Origin of the sequence: Nocardia sp. NPDC004604 (assembly GCF_040609795.1) — a bacterium.
In the GTDB taxonomy this organism is placed as follows: Bacteria; Actinomycetota; Actinomycetes; order Mycobacteriales; family Mycobacteriaceae; genus Nocardia.
Genome location: NZ_JBEXLC010000009.1, coordinates 63,530 through 89,359, shown reverse-complemented (window position 1 = coordinate 89,359; position 25,830 = coordinate 63,530). Strand labels below are relative to the sequence as shown.

The window sequence follows — 25,830 nt, the reverse complement described above, 5'->3', positions numbered from 1 at the left end:
CTCGGGGTCGTGCACCAGATGCGGGTCACGCATGAGGTGGTTCTTGATCTGCTCGATGTCGGCGCGGGTGAAGGTCGGGGTCGAGCCGTCGAGTCGGTCCGCCACCAAGCGGGTCAATTCGGCGCGGTCGGTGTCGATACCGTCGAGCCGAGCGCGGACGTCGTCGACCAATCGTCTTGCGTCGCCGGGCTGTTCGTCGCGCAGCTGTCCGGTCAGCGCGTCAACGATCGGATCGAGATCACCGGAGCCGTCGAGCCTGCGAGCGATCTGATCGACGATCTCCGCGGCACGCACGGTACGCGCCGCGCCTTCCGCATCCGGATGCGTCGCGAGGTGACCGGCGATGGTGTCGATATCGCTGTCATCGGCGCGGAACCGTCGATATTCGGTATCGGCCCAGTCCTGCACTCGCGCCCAGGCCGCCTCCTGATCGCGCTGGCGCTGCTTGAACTCCTCCGACAGCTCACCGCGATCGGGCACCCGATCCTGCACATCCCATTCGCGCGCCATCGGCTGCACATCGGCGGCGCGCGGCCGGAAGTAGGGGTGCCCCTTGAATCCCGGGCTGATTCGACCCGGATGGTCCTTATCGCTGAACCAGGTGAAGCCGGTGAGCTTCGCCGATTCGAGGACGATGCGCATGGTGTTGTAGAACACGCCCGCCATCGGCGGCTCGAAGGTGGGCACACCCGGATCGAGCGGATCCATACCGGGTATCCGCGGCAGCAGTTCCTCATCGATCGCACCGGGCGGCGGATCCAGGAACGGGTCGACGATGGACGACTGGAACGGATCGACCGCCCAGCCGCTCACGCCCTCGGGCAGCACCCGTGGCTCGAAAGTCTTTGGTACGCGGGGGCCTTGCCGGTTCGTCGTCCAGTCCGGGCGGGTCGGGTTGACCGGATGCCAGTTGCCCTCGCCGTCCTGCCATCGGGTCAGATGTATGCCGGGTGCACCTTCGCGCCAGCCCGCGGTGAGGTATTCGCGGCGCGGCGGCGCGAGATCGCGCAGCCGTACCGGCTCCTCGCGCTCGGCGACGATCTCGTGGTACTCGATGGTGGTCTCGGGGCGGGTCATCGCCTGTGCCACTGCGGAATTGCGGCGAATCGCATCGGCGAGCGCCGCATCGTGCTCCGCGCGCGGATGTTCCAGTGTGCCGCGCGGTGCCACCACGATGATCCGCGGTTGCTCGCCCTCGACCAGGCCCACTCGATCGGTGATCTGCCGGGCACCCGCCGCGTCGAAGGCGTCGCGGCACGCGCCGACCAGCTCGGCCATCCGGTCCTGGATGCGCGCGATCCTATTGTCCGCCTGGTTGACTCGATCGGCGGCCTCGCGCAGCAGGCGCAGCTGTCTGGTGTTCTCCTCGGTCGGCTCGAGCCGGTTCGCGGCATCGCGCAAGGTTGCATCGATCTCGCCGGGGCCCAACGCGTAGCGACTGCTTGCAGGTCGCTCGAAATGGTCGGCAGCTCGGTTCACGCCGAGCCGGTCGGCCAAGTCGTCACGCATGCCGCGCCATGGCTTGGCGGCGAGCACCTCGGCAGCGCGTTCAGCGCCCAATCGGTCGAGTTCTGCTCGGACATCCACCGAAAGTGGCTGGTGCGCAACGACATTTGCGCCTTCCAGGGCGGCGATGCGCCGATCCAGGTCGGCGAGCGCGGAATCGGCCTCGTTGAACCGTTCGGCGGCATCCTGCAGCTTGAACATGGCGTTCGCACGCTGGGTGCGTTCGACCGAACCCACCAATTCCGGTTCCGACCTGCTGGTTTCATCACCGGTACCGGCAATGTCCCTGGTGCCGACGATATCGCCGCTCAGCCGCCGCATGGTCGGTTCCAGGTTGTCCTGGTTCAGCGCGCGATCGGGATCGCGCAGATCGAAGCGCTCGGCCCGGTCATTGCGCTTGGCCCGCCAGAATTCGCGCTCGGCCGCTAGCGCCGCGCGTTCGCGCACCAACTCGGCGTGCACACCCTCCGGTGTGCCGGACAGTTCGATCGCGGCAATGGCCTCGTCGAGGCGCGTGACCTCGGCATCGACACGGTTGAATTCGTTGGCCGCGCGCTCGAGTGCATCGATACGCGCGTGCCGCGCCGCCTGCTCCTGGACCAGCATGGTCTTGTTGCGCAACTCTTCGAGCGTCTGCTCGAGCGGCTGACCGGGCCGCAGCCCCCGCTCGACATCGACGGGCAGCCCGTCGGCCCGGATGCGGCGCAGATCGCGCAATTCCTCGCGCTCGGCCACGGCCACGGCGCGTTCGGCGCGCAGCTGCTCGAGTTCGGCTCGGGCCTCGGGGGTGAGACCGTCCGTATCCCCAGTGCCGGGTGCGGATTCCGGTCCGTCCGCATCGGCGTGCGGCGTTTCGGATGGATCCGACTGCGCCACACGGTGTTCCGCGGGTGAACCGGCCGCTTCTGGTGCGACGGCGCCCGAGCCGGGGGTCTCCGGCCTCGCAGACCCCGAGCCGGACGACTCCGGCCGGACAGACCCCGAGCCAGGCGACTCCGGCCGGACGGACCCCGAGCCAGGCGACTCCGGCCGGACAGACCCCAACCCGGGAGAATCCGGCCTTGCGGCCCCCGACTCCGGCGACTCCGGCCTCACGGACCCCGCCCTTGACGAGTCGGGCCGCGCGTTGCCCGATGCTTCCGCCCTAGCGGACCCCGAGCCCGGCGTTTCTGGCGGAGTGGACGGATGGACCGGTGCGGCGCCTTCCTCAGGCGGGCGGATCGGAGTGACGGTGATGACGCCCGATTCGTCCACCACAACGTGGCGATAGTCGACATGAACGCCCTGATCGGCCAATTGACGGCGCACTTCGGCGGGCATGACCTGCTCCGGCGCCGATGATGGGGACGCGACGAGTACCCGCCGCCCGCCGGGCGCGATCCCGATGCCCTCGGCGACCATGTGGACTCGGTCGCCGGTCAACACGTCCCGGGACGCGAGTACCGCCGCGCTCTGTCGGGCCACGGTCTCGTCGGTGGCCGCCTCGATATAGCGGCGCAGTTCGTCCTGGTACGCGCTGGCGGCATCCCTGATGGCGGCGGCATCCCGCTCGGCCGCACGGAGATCGTCGAAGTGCTGCACCATTTCGGCGCCGGGGACGTTTTCCCGGTCTCGCAGCGCCTCGACGCGGGCCTCCGCCGTGGCGACCAAATCGTCGACAGCACGCTGTATTTCAAACGGGCTCAACCCATCCGGATCAAGCCCGAGCTGCCGGGCGCCCTCCGGAATACGGGGTTCCATGGCCTGACGGGCGGCCGTGGTCTCCACGATCCGAGCGACCAAGCCGGGCAGCGCATCACGCAATTCCTGCGTGACAGGCTCGTGTATCCACGACGGCCCGTCCTGCGGCCACCCATGTGAGTCCGGCTGATCGGGCTCCGGTTGCGCCGGAGTCGGCGGCTCCTGCGGCGGATGCTGCGATCCCCCATCACCCGCCTCGGAAGGCTGCGGCCGGTGCTCCGCTTCGGGCGCATCGAGCGGCCACACTCGCACATCCCGAGGCTCGCCGCGCTGATTGTCAGTACTGGCGCGCATCGGATCACCCTGCGCCACTTCGGAATCCGAGATCGGCTCAGCAGTCGGCCGCGCCTCGCCCTGCCACACCGGCGGCTCCGACTCGTGCAGCGCTCGGAGAGCTTCCTGATGACGGCGCTCGTTCTCCCGCAAGGCCTCCTCATGCCAAGCCTCGATCCGCTGCTCCAACGCATCGAATCCGACCTCGGCACGCCGCCAGGTCTCCTCGATGCGACGTACCGGATCGCTGGACTCGCTCGCACGCCGTGCATGCTCCTCGCCGCCCGCGTCGGACCGGCCCTCAGCGCTCGGCGGTCCCTGCTCACTCAGCGACTGGAGAGCCTCCTCGTAGCGACGCTCGTTCTCCTGCAACGCCTGCTCATGCCAGGCATCGATCCGATCCTCCAACGCATCGAACCCAGCCTCGGCACGCCGCCACGCCTCTTCGATACGTCGCAACGCATCGCCGGGCTCACCCGCACGCGGCGGCTGCCGCTCGCCGTCCGCGTCAGCACGCACCCCAGTCTCAGTGCCCTCCGGCTCTTGCCCACTCAGCGACTGCAGAGCTTGCTGGAAGCGGCGCTCGTTCTCCCGCAACGCCTCCTCGTGCCAAGCATCGATCCGACGCTGCAGCTCATCGAACCCGGCCTCGGCCCGCTGTCGCGCCTGCTCGATGCGCTGTAGCGGGTCGCCCGGCTCGTCGGCATGCGGCGGCGAATCCGCTGCGGACACGCTGTCCTCGGTGGCGTGCCACGCCGGCGGTTCAGATTCTTGCAACGACTGGAGGGCTTGCTCATGGCGGCGCTCGTTGTCCCGCAACGCCTCCTCGTGCCACTCGTCGATCCGACGCTGCAATTCATCGAACCCGTCCTCGGCACGCTGCCGGGCCTCCTCGATGCGTTGCACCGGATCGCCTGGTTCGTCGGCACGGGGTGTCGATGGGTTCGCCGCGTCGTCCGCTGCGCTATGCGGTGCCGACGGATCCGACGTGCTGTCCGCTGCGGAATGCGCCATGTCATCGGCGACCGCACGGCTCAACTCTTCGTTCAGGCGGGTCAGTTTCGCATCGGCTTCATCGAATCGTGCTGCCGCCGAATGTTGTTCACCGGTCGGATCCGAATTGGAGTCCGTCTCGTCGCGTGCGGCTCGCGCTTCTTCGCGGGCGACAAAGGCTTCGGCCCATTCGTCAGCAATGCGTTCGATTTCGGCCTGCCGCACCGCCGCATCGGGAATCTGTTCCGGCGCAACACCTTCTGGCTTGGGCTCACCCTTGGTGGCTTCGTTGCCGGACGATTCGGCCTGTTCATCCTGGTGGGTATCCGCCCCCAGGTCGGCGTCCGAACCGGTGGCTTCGGGGCGACGCGCGCCGCCACCGGAACCCGGGGTATCCGGCTTCGGCGCAACAGCACCCAACGGCGGTTCATCCGGCGGCAGTTCCGGCCCGCGCGCGACGGGCGGCGACCAGGCCGGGTCCGAAGCCAGGGTGTCCACCGCATAGGGGATTTCGGCGCGCCAGTCGGTGAGCGGCGGACGGTTCGCATCCCAGTGGAAGCCGAGGCCGATGGCGTGGGTATTGGCGGCCCGCCAGGTGGCGCCGGGATTGGCGCGCAGGAAGTTCGATTCGGCGCGGGCGTCCTGGAGCAGGACGAGATCGGCGGGCAGCGGTTCGCCTGCCATCAGGCGGTGCCATGCCTCGGCGACGTCGGCGAGGCGATCCATCGGTCGACGGACATAGGCGCCATTGGGATCGGTGTAGTCGCGCACCAGGTGTTCGTCGACCATCAGATGGTTCTTGATCTGCGCGATTTCGGCGCGGGTGAAATCCGGTACGTCGTGGCGCATGTGCTGGCCCAGGATCGCGGCAATGGCATCCGGATCGGCACCGGCACTCAGCAGTTCGCGAATGTCGGCGATGGTGTCGCGCACCGCGACCGAGTCGTCGGTAGCGAAGCGATCCGCGACATCGGCTGCGACGCGGTCGATGTCGTTATCGATCCGCCGCAGCTGCGCATCGACGTCGCGCGTCGGATCGATGCCCCGATCGGCGGTGAGCCGGTCCTGTACAGCGCCGACCACATCGCGCGCTGCGGCCTGCTGCTGGGCCCGCCGATGGGCATCCAGGCCGTCGCCGATCCGGTCGATATCGCTGTCATCGGCGAGGAACCGGTTGTACTCGGCGTCGGCCCAGTCCTGCACCCGACGCCAGTTGGCCGCGTCGCGATCCCATTCCCGTTGCAGCCCTTTGGAAATCTCCACCCGATCGGCCGGATTGCCGTGCTCGGCCGGATCCCACGGCCGGTGCATCGGCTGAACATTGCGCTCCGGCCCCGCGAACCAGTCATAGTTGCGGAAGACGGTGCCGAATGGCGGAATCTTCTGCAGCCAGGGCCGGGCCTGCACCCATTCACCGATCTCCGGATGACGCTGGATCCAGGCCTTCACCGCGGGATGCTGCGGGGTCTGCGCGGCCATCAGGATCAACCGGGTGATGTTGTAAGCGTCGTTGCCCCAATGCTGTTCGAAGATGGCCGTTCCCGGCGGCACTCCGGAGGTGTCGTAGCGCGATGGCGCCTGCGGCATGTGTACAGGCAGCGTGCTCTCCGGGACCTCGCCCGGCGGGACGTCATCGGTGGGCAAGGTGATGTCGTTGACGACATCCTCCATCGCCCAACCGCTCACCCCGTCCGGCGGATCCTTCGGGGTGAACTTCTTGGGCACCGTGCCGCCGTCGCGATTGCCCACCCAATCCGGTCGGGTCGGATCGACATGGTGCACAACACCTTCGGCGTCGACCCAGGACGTCATGTCCATGCGCCTGCCGTTGTGCCAGCCGGTGCTCAGGCGGCGGATCTCCGGCGGCGCCAGCTGCACCGTTCTGGTATTGCCCGCGCGATCGGCGAGCACCTGACGGTATTCGACGCGGGTCTCGGGGCGCACTATCGCCTGCGCGACGGCAGGGTCACGGCGCAGCGCATCGGCCAGCGCGTGATCATGATCCGCCCGCGGCGACGCGTGGTCGCTGCGCGGACCGAATACGATGATGCGCGGCCGCTCCCCCTCCACTATGCCGACCCGGTCGGTCACCATCCGCCCGCCTTCGGCCTCGACCTGCTGACGCCATACGCCTGCGGCCCGTGCCATTTCGTCCTGCAGGTGGCCGATGCGATTGTGTGCCTGGTTCACATCGTCGGCGGCGTCGGCCAGTGCGTCGATCTCGCGCATTCGGGCGCGGTATTCGTCCTCGTACAATGTGGTTTCCGCGGCCCGATCGCGTAGTTCGGCGATGGTGTCGGGCAGCCGATCCGGTTGCAGCGCCGCCTCATCCGGATGTCCCGAGTCGTCGACGACGCCGAGGCGGACGGCGAGATCATCGCGCATGCTGCGGCGGGGTTTGATCTGGCGCAGTTCCTCGGCGCGTTCGCGCGCCATCCGGTCGATTTCGGCGGCGCCGTCCTCCGAGGGTGGCCGGTGCCGCGCGACGCCCTGGTCCTCGAGTTCGGACAGCCGCTGGTCGATCCCGCGGATCTGGTCGTCGAGGGATTCGAAATCCTCGGTCGCCGCGATCAGTTTGCGCAGCGCCTCCTCGCGACGACCCTGCTCATCGCCTTCGACCGGACTGCGTACCTGACGGTTCGCCTCCTCGAGTCCGCCCTCCACCTCGACGACATCGGTGCGCGCGCGGGTGTGCAGCGCCTGGATCGCCTCGTCACGCGAATCCGGATCCCGCCGCACCCATTCGGTCGAATCATCCAGCCCCATATTGGCGGCGCGCTCATTCGCCTTGGCCCGCACGAACTCTCGCTCGCGCACCAGATCCTGCCGCTCCTGCAGCAACCGGTCGTACTCGTCGACCAACCCGACCCGCGCCGCGAGCTCACCCACCTCGGCATCCACCCGCACGAATTCCGGTGCGAGCCGCGCGAGTTCACCGATGACGGCTCGATCGGCATCGGAAATCAGACGCCTGCCCGCGAATTCGGCAATGGCCGCCCGAATCCGCCGCGGCGTCCACGCATCCGGATCCTCTTGCGACGGCAGCCGATCCGCCAACTCCCGCACCCGAGCCGCAAGCGCGTCCCGCCGCGCAACCGCATCAGCATGCGCCCGCACAGCCTCATCATGCGCATCCCCGGCCGCCCGCCCCTCGGCCCCCGAATCACCCTCTCCCGGAACCTCCTCGCGCCCAGCCGGAACCTCCTCGCGCCCAGCCGCTTTCGACTCACCCGAACCAGCTTCCTCCGGCTCGATCGGCCCGGCCGCCTGTGGCTCATTCCGACCGGACGCCGGGGGTTCATTCGGCTCGGACGCATCCAGCTGCCTACGCTGGGCCGCCTCCGACTCGTTCCGGCCAGCCGCCTCCGACTCGCTCTGTCTACCCGATTCCGGCCCGGCTGGTTCTGTTCCTTCCCGCCCGTTCCGCTCAGCCGGTTCCGACTCGGACCCATCCCGCTCACCCCGGCCGGACGCCTCTGCCGCAGTCCGACCGGCAGCCCGTGGCTCGTCTCGGCTGGACGCGACCGGCTCATCCAACGCGGATGCGTCCGACTGCCTCGGCTCGGCCGATTCCGGCTCGCTCTCCTCAGCCGCTGCCGGCTCGCTCTCCTCGCCTGTTGGCAGCTCGCGCGCTTCCCGCTCGTTCTGTCCGACAGCCTCCGGCTCGACTGGACCGGATGCCAGGGGTGCATCTGGCTCGGATGCGTCCGGCTCGTTTCGATCGGACGGCGACGGTTCGTCCGGGCTGGATGATGGTGGGGCTGGGGGTTCGGCGGGGGGCTTCTTGGAGCCGCCACCAGCTTCTGCCACTGGGTCGTTATCGGGGTGCGGTGTCGCCGGTTCCGGACGGCTGCCGGGTATCGGGGCAGCCGGGACGGAGTGCGGGTCAGGGGAAGGCGGCTGTGGTGCCACTGGCCCGTCGTCGGTGCGCGCGGTCGTGGTATCCGGTTGGTCGACGGAACCGGGCTGTTTCGGAGTGGACTGCACGTCTTGCGACGGTTGCGAATTGTGGTGGGGCTGTGCGATATCGGAGCCGACAGGCCACAGTTCGACGGGGACCGGGAGGGCTCGGTTGACGAACTTGACCGAACTCGACGCGCCTGCTCGGGCTTCCTCGACCAGGAGGCGGTGCAGGACCTGGGCGGGTTCGGATGCGTTGTCGCCGTAGCGCTCGACCTCGCGGAAGGCGTCGGCGAGGGCTTCGCCGGGGTCCAGGTTGTCGCCGTCGAAGCTGTAGCGGGTGAGTTGGTCGACCCAGGCGCGGAAATCGGCCTCGGTGGGGTTGGCGCGGGTGGCGAGGTAGTGGTCGCGCAGCGCGTCCAGCGCCCGCTGCTGTGCGCGGCCCTGTCCGGCGTAGTCCAGTACATGGCCGAGTTCGTGCACCATGACGCCGTATACGGGGCGGTCCGCGCCGATGATCCGCATCCCATCGCGGCTGGTCTTCGACGCCAGCGTGTCCGGATCGTGGCCCCATGACTGCCCGCGCGCCGATTCCTCCAGGATGATGATCGACGGGGTCACCTGCCGGAGGCGTTCGGACAGTGGCGCATCCGGGCCGACGCGGGGGCTCGTGCTCGTGTACGCGACACCGCCCTCTGGGTGGCCCGCGCTTCGGGGTTCGATACGAATGCCCACGAGCTTCATCTGCGGATGCTTGGTCAGCATCTCGTCCACGGCGCGCGCGATTTCGCGAACCACCTCCGGATCGATGCCCTTGCGGCGGAAGCCCTCCACCTCGATCGAATGCCGCCGCGCGAGGACCTTGGCCACCTTTCGGGGGCTGCGCTTGGACCATTCGTCGACGATGGGACGCGATTCCTGCTGCAGCGGTGGATGTTCCGGTATTTCGTGCGCCGACTTATCCACTCCCCCATCCACATTCGGATCGCGTTCCGTCGAACCGTCGCCTTCATCCGACGCCGAAATCGGTTTCTTACCGGACTCGGAGCTGCCCGCTGGATCGTGCGGGCGCGAACCGTCGGCCTCGCGCGAGGCCGGAACCGGCTTCACACCCGACTCCACGCCCTCCAAAGGATCCCGCCGCGAACCATCACCCTCACCCGAGACCGGAACCGGCTTCACACCCGACTCCACGCCCTCCAAAGGATCCCGCCGCGAACCATCACCCTCACCCGAGACCGGAACCGGCTTCGCACCCGACTCCACACCCTCCAAAGGATCCCGCCGCGAACCATCACCCTCACCCGAGACCGGAACCGGCTTCGCACCCGACTCCGAGGTCTCCGAAGGATCGCGCTGCGACGAACTCTCGCCCTCACCCGAGGTCGGAATCGGCTCGGCGCCGGACGCAGGACTGTCCGATGGGTCGCGCGGCGGTCCGGATGGCGATGCGGTGGGCTCGGGACCGTCCTCTTCGGGCCCCTCATCCGACTGCCGAAGTTCCTCGAGCCGACGCCCCAACTCATCGAGGTGATCCATCAACTCCTGATGCCTGGCCTCGCCCTCCTCATCGCGACGCCGGAACGCCTCCTCCGCCGCCGCGGACTCACGCGCCAGCGCCGCATCGATCCTCGACTCCGGTTCCACCGAATGCGGCTCCGGGACAAGCTCTTCCAGATCGGCGAACCGTTCCTCGAGTCTGCGTGCCAACTCATCGAGGTGATCCATCAACTCCTGATGCCTGGCTTCACCTTCCTCATCGCGACGCCGGAACGCCTCCTCCGCCGCCGCCGACTCACGCGCCAACGCCGCATCGATCCGCCCCGGATCATGGTCCGGCACAGCCTCTTCGCGCGGGTCGGGGTCGCCGGAACCTTCCTCCAGCCGACGAGCCAACTCGTCGAGGTGATCCATCAACTGCTGATGCTCGGCCTCGCGCTCCTCATCGCGGCGCCGGAACTCTTCCTCGGCGGCCTCGGATTCGCGTCGCAGCGCCTCATCGATCCTGGTCCGCGGATCGGTCGCACTGCTGGGCGGCGCCTCGTCGCCGCCACGCATCTGGGCGACCCACTCGTCGAGTTCCGCGTGCATCCGCGCATTCCACTCGGCCTGCTCGGCATCCATGCGCCGCTTCCACTCCGACCGAGTATCAGGGGCTTCGCCCGAATTCGGCTGTGCGACAGGATCTTCGCCGCCTGGGGTATGACGCGTGGCGGCCCCACCATCGTCTGGTCCACCCGGTTTCGACGTCCGGCCGGATCCGGGCTCGGAACCACTCGGCCGTGGCGTCCCAGCAGACCCACCGTCATCCGACCCGCCCACCTTCGACGCTTCGCCAGATCCCACCGGACCATCCGACCGCAGCGGCGTCGCAGCAGACCCGCCATCGTCCGACTCGCCCACCTTCGGCGATCCACCGGACCCGGGCTCGCGACCATCCGGCGGCGTGGCGGCGGATCCACCGTCGTCCGCCCCACCGGTCTTCGGCGCCTCGCCTCCCGCAGAACCACCCGACCGCGACGGCGTCCCAGCAGCCCCACCGTGATCCGACCCACCGGACCCGGGCTGGGAACCATTCGGTGGCGTGGCACCCGATCCACCATCGTCAGGCCCACCCAACTTCGGCGAGCCACCGACTCCAGGATCGGAACCACCCGCCGTCAACTCCTCAGGTGCCGACGAGTACTCGTCATACAGGGCGGCCAGCGCCCGGATCTGCTCGGCCCGCGCCCGGATCTCGGCACGGATGCGGGCGAGTTCCTCGGTCAGTTCGGCCGGGCTCAGCCCCTCGTGCTTCTCGATCTTGCCGTCGCGGTATGCCTCGTAGACCTTGCGGAAGGTCGCATCGTCCGCGTCCGCGATATCGACACCGACGAGCCGGGCCCAATCGCGACTGGGCTCCGGCCGCCCGTGCCGGTTGGAGCTCTCCTCGCCCGGCGTGAAATGACCGTCGCGGCCCGGATGCTCGGCGAGCACCCGCCCGAGATCGAGCGCATTCCCGGATTGCATTGCCTCGGCGATGATTTCGCGCAATGCCCGCACCGCACCCAACTCGTGGATCGGCGGCTCGCCCGCGGCCCGCGGATCGGCGCTGAGATCACCGCGCGGCACCTCCGAGTACGGATCGATATCGATCAGCGCCCGCAGGTATTCGGTGAGCGCACCGACCACCTGATCGTGCTTGCCCTCGGCTTCCAGCCCGGCGATGACCTTGCGCAGCTTCGCCGGATCCAGACCGTTCGCATCCAACGAGCGCTTGACCTCGCCGTCGTCGGCCACCTTGACCTTGGTCGGCTGCAGCGGATCCGAATCCACCAGTCCGAGCCGGGAAGCCAACCGATCGCGGGCGGCATTGACCGCGTCGAGGTCGATTTCGCGCAGCCGCTTGGCATAGTCGGCCAGATCCTTGAATTGCTGATCGCGCCGGGCATTTCGCCACGACTCATCGGCGAGCGCTGCCCCGGCGCGCTCGGGTGTCAGCTCTGCCTCGGGGATATCGAGCCGGTGCGCGAGTTGGCCGCGCGCGTCGCCGATATCGTTGAAGTTCGAGATCTGGTCCATCGTGCGCGCGAAGTCGGCCAGCGCCTCGACCTGACCGGCCCGCAGCGCATTGCCCAGCTTCAGCTCCGCGATCGTCTGCGCCACCCGATCCGGGTGCAGATCCTCCGGTCCGAGGCCGAGTTCCCTTGCCACATTGACGAGTTCGCGGACGATCTCGAGTCGAGTGCGCGGCGGCGCGGCTGTGTCGACCGGATCACCCCCGGCCGGCCCGTCGACCGGCGCCTGCACCGCACGCCACTGACCGTCGTTATCGCGCACCATCGTCACGACCAGTTCCCGGCCATCGATGGTCTCCCGATGGTGATACACCTCGGGCGTTTCCACCGGGTCGAGATGGATCTGCCCCAGCCGATCCTCCCGCGCGGCCCGGTAGTCCAGTTCGACCTCGCCGCGGTTGAGCGCCTCGGCCAGCGCCGGATCATCGGCGAGCGCCCTGGCCAGTGCGTCGGCACGGTCCAGCGGTCCGTCGATCACCACGAGCCGGTCCGGCGCGCCGTCACCGACCGGTACCCGGGCGACCTGGTCGCCATGGACCTCGCCGACAGGCTCGGACGATTCGGCGTGCAGATGCGGTTCGGCAGCCGCGGCGAATTCGACGACCCGGGCGACCCGCGCATCGTGCTCGGCCCAGAGTCGGCGCAGCGTGGTGTCCAGGTTCCGGGGGTTCACATCGTTCAGGTCGAGACCGAACATCTGCGCCCAGGTCGATACCTCATCGCGCAGTTGGTCGCGGCGCAGCGCGTGCTCGAAGAACACTCGAGGGCCCTGGTCGCGGCCGAGCTCCTGGCCCGACCCGATATCGCCCCATTCGCGCAGCGGATCCGAGCCATTGCCGACCGGGGTGTAGTTCTGCAGACCGGGATGTCCGTCGAAGGCGCTGATCAGCTCCTTGAGGAAGCGGCCCATCGGGTTGTCGTCGAAGATGCTGACCCGGTCGGCCAGCGGCACCGGACGGCCCGCGGCATCTTGTACGCCCCAGCGAGTTGTCGGCTCCTGCGCCGCCTCGTCGTCCTCGTCGAAGTAGTAGTCATCGTCCTCGTCGATCCGAGTGCGGGCGTCGGGATCGTCGAGTTCGCCCGCCGGTGGCCGTGGGCCGTCCAGCTCCGGCCCCGAACCGGCCAGATCCGCTCGGACGTAGGGGCGCGTGACCTCCTCGTTGAAGCGGTCGGCCGCCTCGGCGAGTCCGGCGATCGCGGCCGCCTCGCGCATGGCCCGGAATTCCTGCTCCGCGAGTACCCGCTGAATGGTCTCCGGGCTCTCATCGGGCAGATCGAAGCCGAGCCGGTGCGCGGTATCGGTCAGCGACTCGTCCTGCGGCGGCGGGCCGTCGAGTTCGGCGCCCGGATCCGGTTGTGCGGGTGGCGGTTCCGCTTCCAGCGCTCTGGCTTCGTCGTGGGAGATGAGGTCGAAGTTCTCCAGATCGTCGATAATGCGTTGCCGCTGTTCCGGATCGGCGACGGTCAGGGCCTCCTGGAGAACCGCCTTCGCCTCCTCCGGTGCGATCGCCTCGACCTCGAGCAGTTCGGTGACCGTCTGGCGCACCAGATCCGGGTCGGCGTCACTCACCCAGAACCGGTATTCCTCGCCGTCGGGTGTGCGCGGCACCACGAAATCGCCTGCCACATCCCGGGTTCGGCCGGAGAGCTTGTTCAGGATCGGCAGATGCTCGCGATTGCGCCACGCCGTCCAGCCCTCCTTCGCGATCCGGGCGAAATTGAGGGCTTGGTCCGAATGTTCCGGCGCGGGTCGGGCCACGACATCGTGCCCCGATGTCTGCGGCGGATGCGGTGTCGGCTGGGCGGGATGGTGTTCGAACAGCTCCGGCGCATGTTCGACGGCATCCTTCAGCGCCGTCTGGCCCTTGCGGTCCTCACCCGATCCCGACGGATACTTGGGGTAATCGCCGACGTAGCCGCGCACGCGCAGCTTCTCCCGAATGCGTTCCCAGGCCCGCCGCAGCGGCGACTTCCGTTCCGGCGGTTCGGACTCCGAGGGGTGCGCCGGTGGACCGCTTTCCTCGGGGGCTTCGACGCGCCAGTGGTCGCCTTCCGGTGTCAGCCGCAGCGGAATCGCGTCGCCGTTGGCATCGATGACTACCCGGCGGGGCGCGTTCGGATCGACGGATCCGCTGTCGGAGTTCGAGTTCCGTGCCGGATCCGCGCCCGGATCGTCCGGCGATCCGACGGGCACCGGCGGCTGGGACGGCGGCTGCTTTCCGCCGCCACCGGCCTCCGCGACGGGCTGCTGTTCGACTTCCGCATCGGGCCGACGCGCGACCTCCGCACTCGGCCGCTGCGTCGACTCCAGCTGCGCAGATTCCTGTTGCGCCACTTCACCATCGATGCGCAGTACCCGCGTCTCGCCGTGCGATCCGATGCGCAGCTCGCGCACGACAGTGCCCGGCGTCTGCCGCAATTCGGCCAACCGCGGATGTTCGGCCGCCGCCGCGTCCAGCACTCGGATCGGGTCGTCATGGCCCCGGCCGACCACGTAGATCCGCGCGGGTTCGCCCGGCACCACACCGACCCGATCGGTCACCGGAATCGCACCCGCGCGCAGGAGCGCATCGCGATGCTCCGCCGCCGCCAACTCCGCATCGAGCCGCTCGACGCGTGCCTCGGCCGCCGCGATCCGCTGGGGATCCCCGGCGAGCCTGGCCTCGTCGCGTTCGCGCAGGGCCTGCGCGTTCTCCTCCGCCAGCCGATCCAGTTCGTCCTGGCGGCGCTGCGCGGCCTCCCGGTCCTGCGCACCCTCGTCCGGCTCACCGTGCGGGAACTCCGGCGCGTCGAACGAATCATCGTCCGGCCGTGGCCGATCGATCGGTCGGCTACCGGAATCGCCCTGGTCCGAACGGGATCCGAAGGACAGCCGGTCGGTGATCCTGCGCAGCAGGCCCTTCGGGGCACCGTGATCGTTCAGATCGGCCGAACCGTCGAGCAGGATCTTGCCGATCCGGTCCGCCAGCCGCGCCGAATCGGTATCCGACATGCCCCGGAACTGCCTGGCCAGCACATCCGCGGCGTGGCTCTCTCCGCCCGGCGCCGCGACCCGCCAGCCGCCATTGCCGTCGGATTGCAGTGTGATCGGGAAGCCCCATGTGCGCATATTGACCGCGACCTGGGTGAACTGCGGCCAGCGCCGGGCCCGCACCTCGCTGGTCGGGTCGGTGCCCACCGGCATCGGAACCTGACGGGTCACGAGTCGGCGGGCCACCTCGCCGGGATGCGGCTCCGCCTTCGACGGATCGGCCTCGGCCGCGGCATAGTCGCGGGCCAGGAAGTCGGGGCGCAGTCGGCCTTCCAGTGCCGCGGACGCGTCGTCGCGGGTGTTGAAGCAGTCCGGACCCAGTTGACGCACCCAGGCGTCGAATCCGAGATCGGTCTGCCCAGCGGCGCGGAAACGCAGGTAGTGCGCCAGCAACTCGGCCGCCACCTCGTCTTCGCTCGGGCGACGATACGGCCCCTCGGCCACCGTATCCGAGATGGATCTGACCTCGTGCAGACCGTCGGAACCCGGCCCCACCTGTAGATATTCGATCCGCTGTGTACCGTCCCAGAGCACGGTGGCGTACTCCGGATGCGTCGCCGCCAGCTCGCGCAGCGCATCCATGTGCTGGCCCTCCGGCGCGACGACCACCAGCCGTCCACGCCCCACCGGCTGGTGGCCAGGGAACTCGGCGACCCGATCGGTCAGGCGCGTACCGCCCGGATCCTCGGCGAGTTCGTGATCGAGCGCGCGGCGCACCAGGTCGGCGGCCTCGTTTTCGCCGAGTTGGCGCGTTGGCGCATCAGTATCGGCGGGCCGACCGGCCGGGTCTGCGGCGTCGGTATCCCAGGGCCGATAGTTGTCGACATTATCGTCGGCGTGGCGCGCGACATCGAACGCGACCTCTGCCTCCGCCAGCCCGGTCTTGTCGAGATACTTGCGCAGTGCGTCGCGCCCGGCCTCGTAACCCGCCCGTTCCGGCCGGATCGCGGTGGGGTCATCGGAGCGCGCCGCGGCACGCTCGGCCCGCCGGTGGGCCCGGTCGTAGGCGTCGGTGTAGGCGCGTTCGGCCGGACCGACCGGGACGAATCGGCCCGAATCACGCAGCAGGCGAAGGGATTCGATTTCGGCCGCGTACTGACGGGCGCGCTGGTCCCGGATCGCCGGAGTGTCGGTGTGCCGCACCGGTGGCGATTCGCCGTGCTGGGGTGCGATCCCGTGCGCGCTGTCCCACTGCGCGCGATAGAACGCGGCGAGGTCACCGCCGTCGACACGCGGACCCAACTCGAGCAGCCGGTTGCGCACCTCGCGTGCGGCGGCCTGATGGGCGGCGGCATCGATCATGGTGTCCGCGATCGCGCGGTTGTCGCGGTAGACCCGCTCGGCTTGTTGCCGTGCCTGTTTGAAGGCGTCGTTGTAGGCCTTGGACAGCAAAGTCTCCGGGGCCGCTGCGGCTTCGGTGCCGAATTGCCGCCACCGGTCGAATTCGAAGGCTCTGGCATGCGCCACGGCCTGCCGGTCCAGCATCAAGTTGACATACTCGTCGCGGCCCAAGGTGAGCCGCTCGAGCGGACCGTGCGGCCCGCCCAGCTGTTCGGCAAGGTAGGCCGCCCGGATTGCCGCATCGGCGTGCGCCAGGGGTGTCGGAGCGAGGCCGAGCAGCAGGGTGCTCGAGGCCGGGTCGTAGCCGGTATCGAGGCCACGGTGCTGCCTGCCGTCGTAGAAAGCGGAATCCACGTCGAGGCCGAAGCGGATCTTAACCTCGTGCCGCGCAAGGACTTCCATCGCCCAACGCCCGAGGTCGTTGCCGCCGAGGATGCGCTGCATCCGCCTCAGCGCCCCTTCGGTGATCTCGGCCATCGATGCGTCGAGATGTGCTCCGGCGGGTTCGTCCGGCGGTCGCGGCGCGACCATGCTCTCGGCAACCTCCCGGCGGACCGCCGCGGCATTGTCCTCGATCCAGGCGGCCCGCAGATCGACCGATTCCCGGCGCACTCGCACGGCCCCGGAATCGTCGACGACGACCCGCAGCCGTTCCGCGACGGCCTCGCCATAGGGGACCGCGCGGTGCAGGTCGCTGCCGCGATCGCCCGCCGCACGCGATATCGCGCCGTGATCGCCGCGCGCGTCGACCACGAGCACGCGCAGCCGCTCGCCCGGCAGCACGGCGACCCGATCGTGCAGCCAATTGCCGTCGCCCGCACGTACTTCCGCATCGAGGACATCGCGACCGACGCGTGCGGCGATCTCATCGACGAGTCGGTTGTGCCGTGCCTCGAGCTCGGCGTGCCGCCGGGTCGCCTCGGCGAGCGCATTCTGCTGGACGGTGCGGCCCGAATCCGGGTCGTAGCGTCGGATCCTGCTCTCCGCCACCGCCTCTCGACCACGTTCCATGAGCTCGCGATCGGCTCTGTTGGTATCGGGATCGAAACCGCCGAAGCGTCGCACGGCGCGCTCCCAATCGCGCGCGGACGCGCGCAGCTCCCTGGTGAGCGCGGCGTGTTCGCGGACCAGGCGCTGCAGTTCCCGTGCCTGCGTCGGCGACGACGGCACATGCTCCGGAACCCCGTCGGCGTGCTGGTGGGCATCCCAGGCGCCGCCGTGGATATCGCGCAGACTCGCGCCCTCGTGCGGATATATCGGCGAGTCGAACATATCGCCGGACAGCAGCGCCTCGATGCCCGCTGCCCGACCGAGTCGGCGCAGTGCTTCGGTTCCCAGCGCCGGATCCGCACCCCGCACGGCGGCGTCATAGGCATCCAGATACTGCTGATGCAGCTGCCGGGTGTACGCCGAATCCGCAAGATCGTGCATCGATCTCGACTCCGGATATCCGGCCGCGCGCAGCTCGCGGCCGAATTCGGCCTGCCTGCCCAGCGCCTCGGCCTCGGTACGCAGCTGTGCCGCGACATAATCCGAGCGATCGGTGGCGCGGATACCCGCCGGATCCGCCGGGACCCGACCGGAGATCACGGCATCGGCGAGCACCGCGGCGCGTACCAGGGCCTCCGCCTGCGCGGGTTGGCTGCGGTCGTGAGTGTCGACGGAGATATCCATGGTGCGGCCGTTGAACGAATCCCTGGGGCCGGATTCGCCCGCCTCGCCGAATCGCACCCCCGCACCCGCCGCACGCAGCGCGGCAGCAGCCTCCCGGCCTACCTCGTTGCGCTCCAGCACTTCCCACACCGGACCACCGGTCAGATCGCGCGGGCGAGATTGCCATGCACCCGTCGGGTCGGCCGGGTCATTGGTTCCGGGCCGGAACTCCGGCGAGTTCGAGCCATCGCCCTGTGCCTCGGGCCGGTGTACCGATTCGGGGGTCTCCGGCCTGCTGAAGTGCGCGACGACCTTCTGGTATTCGCCCGGTCGGCCGCGCATCGCCTCGTGGTCGAAGGTGACCTCGGTAAAGCCGAGTTCGACGGCCAGCTTGCCGGTAAAGGTCTGGCGCGCGGCCTCTTCCGGGGTGAGGAACAGGTCCTGCATACCGGCATTGAAGGTGTCGAGATTGTCCCGGACCCGGTCGTCGGCATTCCATTCGGCACGTATCTCGGTCACCTGATGGCCGAGCACCCGCATCATGTCCCGGAACATCTCGCGCCCGGTCGGGGTGCCGTCGCCGACCCGGACCGTCGCGCGCAGCACGCCGTCGGCGTCGACCCGGCCGTGGATGCCGTGCTGGTTATCGCCGCCGTACCGGTTGGTGTAGGCATTCGGGCGGTCGTCGACCTCCGCCTCCTGCCTGCTCGGATCCTCCGGGCGCAGCGCGATATCGTCCGCGCCGTGTTCGGGCGGCGATTCACTCGCGTGCACGCGGATTTCGGCGAGCCGGGACATGACGGTGTCGTGCCAGGCGCCGCGACCATATTTCTCGAACTCCGGTCGCAGCGCGGCGACGCGTTCGGTGATCGCGTCGACGACCGCACGCGGTAGGTGGTGGTCGATGAATTCGATGGTGTCGCCATTGCGGCGCAGGAAGTGTTCGGCGAATGGGCTCAACGCATTTCGTGCCGCAGCGCTGTCTTCGAATCCACGACTGTGATCGATGCCGAGCACCTCGCGCTGCGGGCCGATCATCCAGCCGTTGGCATCGCGGTCCGGAATCCGGATCAGGGTGTCCAGCAGACCGAGCGCACGACCGGCGACGGTATCGGCATAGCCGAGTTCGTGCACGTCGACGAATTGCGGATGCCGTTCGGCCGCAACGTGTCCCGCCAGCTTCTCCAGGTAGACGACATTGGAATTGGGTTTTGGGTGGAACACCTCGGGCACATTCGCGCCGATGGTGCGCCCGAGCAGGGAAGCCAGCCGTTCGGCGACCGCGTGACGCGGATTCAGAACGGTCTTGCGGATCAGCTCGGTGCCATTGTTGTACCGGACGAGCTCGACCTTCCTCGCGGAATCGACCGTGCTGCCCTGGCTGCGCACCGTGACCTCGCGCTCGCCGGAATCGATTGCCGCCCGGACGATGTCGTCGAACGAGCGGATACCGTGCGCGTCATCCCAGGCGTTGCCGTAGAACTCGGCGTGGGTCTCGTTCGAATGTTCGAGACGGTGGGCGGCCATTTCGGGCCGGATCGCGTCGAGGCCCGCCTGGTTGGCGATCCGATCCAGTTCGGCCGTCGGAGTTTCCGGATGCTCGTCCTGCGCACGGGCACGGGCCTCGTCGTAGGCATTGGTGTAGGTGCGTTCGAGCGGAGTCTCCGCGAGATCGTGTCCGGCCGCCCGGAGTTGCTTTACCGCAACGATTTCCAAGGCATGTGCCCTGGCTTCCTCATCGAGCATCCGGTCGATGTAGTTATCGCGCCGCAGCCGCATGCGCTCCTGCGCACCGCCGGGCGTCGCACGGGCCTGGGCCAAATCGACGTGGATGGCACCGTGCACGAGCGCGACCATCTGCTGCGCATCGGAGGCGCCGACATCGAGTGCAAGGATCCGACGGCTCGGGTAGTAGCGGTCATCGGCGCCGGATTCGTACACGATCTCGACGCCGTGGCGGGTGAGCACCTCATCGGCCCAGCGGCCGGTTTCGGTCTGCACCAACTGTTCCCGGATTCGCGCGGTGCGCTCCCGCGCCGCCTCGCCCGCCCGGTCGAGCGGGGTGAGATCACTGGTGCGCTCGAATTGGCTCGGCGACGGCTCATCGATCGCCTCGACCCGAATGCGGCCGGTCTGGTCGGTATCGACATTCAGATGTTCGCGGATGACGTCCGGTCGCGCCAGCAGGTCCCGGATCTCGGGGTTGTGCCGTGCCTCGGCCAGCACCCGCTGATGATCGTCGGTACCGGAGGCGATGATCAGTCGATCGGGCTCGCCGGGGATATGGACGAGGTGCTCATTGAGCATTCGGGCATTGGGGTTGCGCAGGTGCTCGCCCAGCACTTCCGCGAAGGCCGTCGCGGCCAGCTGATCGGCGCGGTGATCGTAGGTCGCCTGGGCGTGCTGGCGCTGGTCCGCGAGATCGGCGAGCCGGCGCAGATCGTGTGCCTCGGTGCGCAGCTGCGCCTGACGCTGCGGCGCGACATCCTGTCCGGCCAGCTCATTCGTGATCCGCTGTAGCCGGTCGGCAATCTGGCGCTGCAGTGGCTCTCGGCCGAGCGTCGGATCCAGCTGGAGGGCCGCGGCTCGCTTGGTCAGATCTTGCGAGACCTCACCCAGATGCCGCAGCGCCGCCTCGCGATCGATGGCCGCGGCGCGCATTTCCGCGACCCGCTCGGGCGAGTCGAGTTCGTGCATGCGGGTGCCCGCTGGCGTTTCGGCCATGGCCGCATGTGCGCGATCCCAGGTGCTGCCGTAGAAGTCGGTGTAGTTCTTGCCGTTTCGCCATTCGTGGGTTGCGATCTGCTGGCGCAGGGCGTCGACGCCGACCTCGTGCGCGGCCTGCCGGATCTCGGCCGGGCTCAGCGTCGAATCGCTCGCCGCCAGGTCGGCCGCGGCGCGATCGCGGGCGTCGGTGTAGGTCTGCTCGAGCGGGTGCACCTTGATGTCGTGGCCGAGATCGCGGAATTCCTCGGCCATTTGGAAGCGTCGCCCGGTCGCGGCCGCCTCCTCGTCGACCATGGTCCGGACGAATTCCTCGCGCGACATCGATCTGGGATCGCCTGTTCGGCCCGACACATAGCGTTCGGCGTGCACGGATTCGTGTGCCAGCGTGAGGGCCTGCTGCACATGATCGGCGCCGGAGGTGTACGCGATGGCGCTCAGCTCGCGGCGACGGAACTCACCGGCGCGGCCGTCAGCGGCATCGGACTCGAATCTGTCGCGTACCGGCCCGGTATCGAACTCGGCCATGATCTGGCGGCCGATCTCGTTCTGCCGCAGCAGTTCCCGCACCTGATCGGATTGCGCGTCCAGGGAGCGGCCGATGCGCGCCGCGGGATCGTCCGAGTGCTGGGCGCCCGGTTCGGCGCCGAGCGGATGCAGCGGCTTTCCCGCGGCGTCGAACACAATGGCGTAGGTGCCACGGATTTCGCGCGGCACCGTCGGCGGAAATCCCTCGACCCGGCCCGCACCCGGATCGCGCACCACCATGCCGCCGTTCTCGTGCACGAGTACGTACGCGTGCGCGCCGACTTGATACTGGTCGACCGGGGCGTTGTATTCATCGACGATCAATGCCGAGGAACCCTCCGGCATGGAAGCCAATAGCCGCGCGATCTCGCCGTGATCGCCGTACTTGCGCAGCTGCCCACCCGCTGCGTCCTGCACCTCCCCGGCCGACATACCGTCCATGCCGATCACCCGCTCCGGCAGCCTGATCGACGCACTGCCGGTGAGCGCTTTGATCAACCGCAGCGACAGCTCGGCACACCGACCGCGGTTGCGCTCCGGAATACGCAGCGGGGCATCATCACTCGCCTGCCGATGCGGAGTATCCGCGCCATCGCCCGGCGCGGTTCTGTCGGCGAACGCGTCGCCCGTGCGGTGCGCAGGCGCTTCCGGCCCCGCGATGGGCACGAAAGCCACTGCGGGATCGATGGATTCGGCCCGTTCGCGAGCAGCCGCACGCCGTGCCTCGACATCCTCGGCGCGCCGCTGCTCCACATCCGAACTGTCCGCGCGATGTGTCTTGGACGATGCCGATGCATCGGCATCGTCGCGATGCACCGAACCATGCTCGTCCCCAGCCGAATCCGCCCCACGCCGTTCGCCGCCGGGTTCGTGCCGCGCTGCCCCCTCCTCTGCGCGCACCGAACCATCACCGTCCGGGCGCACCGCTGTATCGCCGTCAGCCCGAACGACACCCGCACCGTCGAGTCGGCGGCCACCGTCACCATCGGCACCCACCGCACCCTCGCCATCCGACCGGACCGGGCTCTCGCCATCCAACCGCACGCCGCTCTCGTCCCCGGGGCGAGGCACACGCTCGCCGTCGGGCCGCACCGGACTCTCCCCTTCGGGACGCACCACACCCGCACCGTCGGGACGTACGGCCCCTTTACCTTCAGGCCGCGCGGCCTGCTCACCCTCCGAACCCACTGGCCTGTCGCCCTCGGGACGCACCGCGCCGGCACGGTCAGGACGTACGGCCCCTTCCTCGTCAAGCCGCGCGGCCCGCTCACCTTCCGAGCCCACCGGACTCTCGCCCTCAGAACGCACCGCGCCCTCACCGTCGGGACGCACAGCCCCTTCACCTTCAGGCCGCGCGGCCCGCTCACCCTCCGAACCCACTGGCCTGTCGCCCTCGGGACGCACCGCGCCCGCACGGTCAGGACGTACGGCCCCTTCCTCTTCAGGCCGCGCGGCCCGCTCACCTTCCGAGCCCACCGGACTCTCACCCTCAGGACGCACCACGCCCTCACCGTCGGGACGCACAGCGCGCTCGCCTTCCGAGCGCGCTCGACTCTCACCCTCGGGACGCACCACACCAACACCGTGAGGACGATCAGCCCGCTCGCCCTCCGGACCCACCGGCCCCTCGCCCTCAGGACGCACCACGCCCTCGCCGTCGGGACGCACAGCGCGCTCGCCCTCCGAGCCCACCGGGATGTCGCCTTCCGGGCGCACCACGCTGTCGCCATCAAGCCGCACCGCCTCCCGACTGCCGCGGTCTACCGCCCCTTCTCCTTCCGCGACCACAGGAATTTGACCCTCAGGGCGCACGACCCGCTCGGCGTCGGGGCTGACCGTGTCCGCACCGCCGAGACGTGCCGCGCGCTCGCCTTCAGCTCCCACGGGGCTGTCACCCGCTGGACGCCCGGCACCCTCACCGTCAGATCGCGCAGCCCGCTCGCTGTCCGACCGCACCGGACTCTCACCGTCGGACCGCACCGGACTGTCGCCCTCGGGGCGTACCGCAGGCTCACCGTTGGGCCGCGCAGCGGGCTCACTCTCGGGGCGCACAGGAGTCTCGTCCTCAGGGCGCACCGCGCTATCACTGTCGGGTCGCGGGGCACCCTCGCCATCGAGGCGCGTCGCAGGATCGGTATCGGGATGGGCTGTGGAATCGGTGGCTGCTCGGGCTGTGACGCCGGTGTCGGCGTGGGCATCGGGGCGGATCGGTGCGGCGTCTGCTCGCGGGGCGGCGACGGGTTCGGCGGCGTTCGAGTTGGATGCGGATTGTGCTGCGCCCGCACGGTTTTCGGTTGCAGATCGGCTTGCTGCGGGGCGGGCCTCGGAGCTATCGCCGGTACGGAATCGGTGTGCGGCGGTACGGGCGTCCGGGCCGGAGGTTGGGGTCGAGCGTTCTCCGGTGCGCGATTCGGCGCTCGACTGTGGACGGGTGGGTTCGCTGCGTTGTGCGTCAGTGCTGGAGGTGGTGCCGGGCTGGCGTATCTCGGCGGCGCTGGGGCGGGGCGTGGATGTCGGTGCGCCGCCGCGGGTGTCGGCTCCGGGGTGGGGCGGGGAGGTCGCGGTGTGGACACCGGCCTGGGCGGGGCCCGACACTGCTGCGGCAGCAGCGGACGCGTTGTCGCTGGAGGCATGCGTTCCGTCGGTCGTCGAAACGGGGTGCGCACCTGCGGGAGCCAGGTCGGCTCGCGTCCCGATATCGGCCCGAGCCGACGCGGACTGATTCGCGTCCGGCGACGCCGTTCCACCATGATCGACGGACGCCGTACGCGCGCCCGAACCGCCATTCGACTCACCGGCCGCCGAATTCGTTTGTACCGCAGTGTGATCCGATTCGCCTGCGGGACGGACAGCACCATCCCCGGACGCATGCCCATTCGTGGTCGCATCGCCCGCCCCGTGCGTATCCGGGGAGCCGCCATCACCAACTCGCGCTGTCGAACCATCATCGCCAGCATGCGCAGCCGAACCCCCCTCGCCAGCGTGCGCTGTCGAACCCCCGTCACCAGCGTGAGCGGTCGATCCATCGTCACCAGCACGCGCGGTCGAACCGCCATCTCCAGCGTGGACGGTCGAACCATCGTCACCAGCACGCGCAGTTGAGCCTTCGTCACCAGCACGCGCGGTCGAACCGCCATCTCCAGCGTGAGCGGTCGAACCATCATCACCAGCATGCGCCGTCGAACCGCCATCTCCAGCGTGCGCGGTCGAACCATCATCACCAGCACGCGCAGTCGAACCATCACCGGCGGCCCCCGCCTTCGACATTCCGCCATCAGCACCATGCGCCTGCACCGAATCATTACCCGCACCATGACTATTCGCCCCATCGGCACCGGCCGCCCCCGAACCGTCCTCGGCAACATGCGCAGTCGACCCATCTCCGGCCGCAGCCCCGTCACCCGCGGCCCGACCGTTGACCGACTCCCCCGAATGGCCCGCATTCGGCGCACCCTCGTCGACCCGGCCGTTCCCCGAGTCACCCGCACCCCCGTGCGCACCCACATCGGCACCGCCAGCACCAGCACCCACCGGACCGGCATCGGGCCGAAACCCGATGCGGGTCAGGCTATCCGGGTTCACCGGCGACCCACTCGGCCGATACCACTCCGGATGCCGATTCGCATAGAACTGCTCGGCCAGCGCCCGATTCGCACCGGACATCGCGCCATTCGTCGCACCCGCCGTCAACATGCGCAGATCGAACTCGGTGCTCTTCAGACCTTCGACGGCCTTATCCCAGCCGCCCTGTTCACCATCCTTGGCCCAGGTGATGCCGAACTGCGTGGCCACACTTCCGCCGAACCCAGCGAGCGCGCCGACGGTGCCCGCCGCCGAGCCCGTGATCAGCCCGCGCAGCCAGGCCTTCATCTCGACCTCGGCCAGTCTCTTGCCGAGCATCTCACCCAGCGGACTGGCCACACCAGCGCCCACCGCCGAACTGACGCCGGTGACCGCGACCTGCTCCCAGTTGACCTCCTTGCGGTGTCCGGAATTCACCTGATACTGCTGAATACCCCAGTCCTGGACCGTGCCGAGTGCGGTATCGATGGCAATGTGGCGGACCAGGAACTCAGCCAGTCGCCGCCCGAGGAATTTGGCGACGATATCGACAATCTTGTCCATGATCCGTTTGGCGATAATCCGAATCGCCACCCGAGTGCCCGCGATCGCCAATGCCTCTTCGGCAGGCGCGGTCGGCGGAAAGATCCATGCGATCGCGATCTCGGCCGCCAACAATGCCAATGAGGTGATCAGCATCAGCTGGCCGTATTCGATCTCGGTACCGACGCCGGTCGCCGAATCGGCCAGCTTCTCGAAGTCCTTGGCCAGATTCTCGAGTGACTGCGGCCCCTCGAGATAGCTGTCGAAGTTCTCGAGAATCTTGTCGATGCCGTCGCCGTCCTGATACGCCTTCAGCGACGCCGCTTTCGCATCCCTGATATCGGGCAGGATATCGCGCAATCCGGCCGCGGCCGCGCGCCAGTCATCGGCCAGGCCCCACATGCCATCCGGATCGCCCGCCGGCCAGTCGGAGCCAGCGACCCACTCCAACCATTTGAGATATCCGGGCAGCTCAGCCAT

1 protein-coding gene (running past one end of the window) is annotated in these 25,830 nt (G+C 68.9%); it reads right to left on the bottom strand.

What is annotated here, in order from left to right:
* On the bottom strand, positions 1 to 25,830 hold the 5' portion of the coding sequence (locus tag ABZW16_RS06170) for a hypothetical protein (protein WP_354952749.1). Its footprint begins 2,619 nt before the window's first position; only the first 25,830 of its 28,449 coding nucleotides appear in the window; it begins with the start codon at positions 25,828 to 25,830; the stop codon falls past the left edge of the window.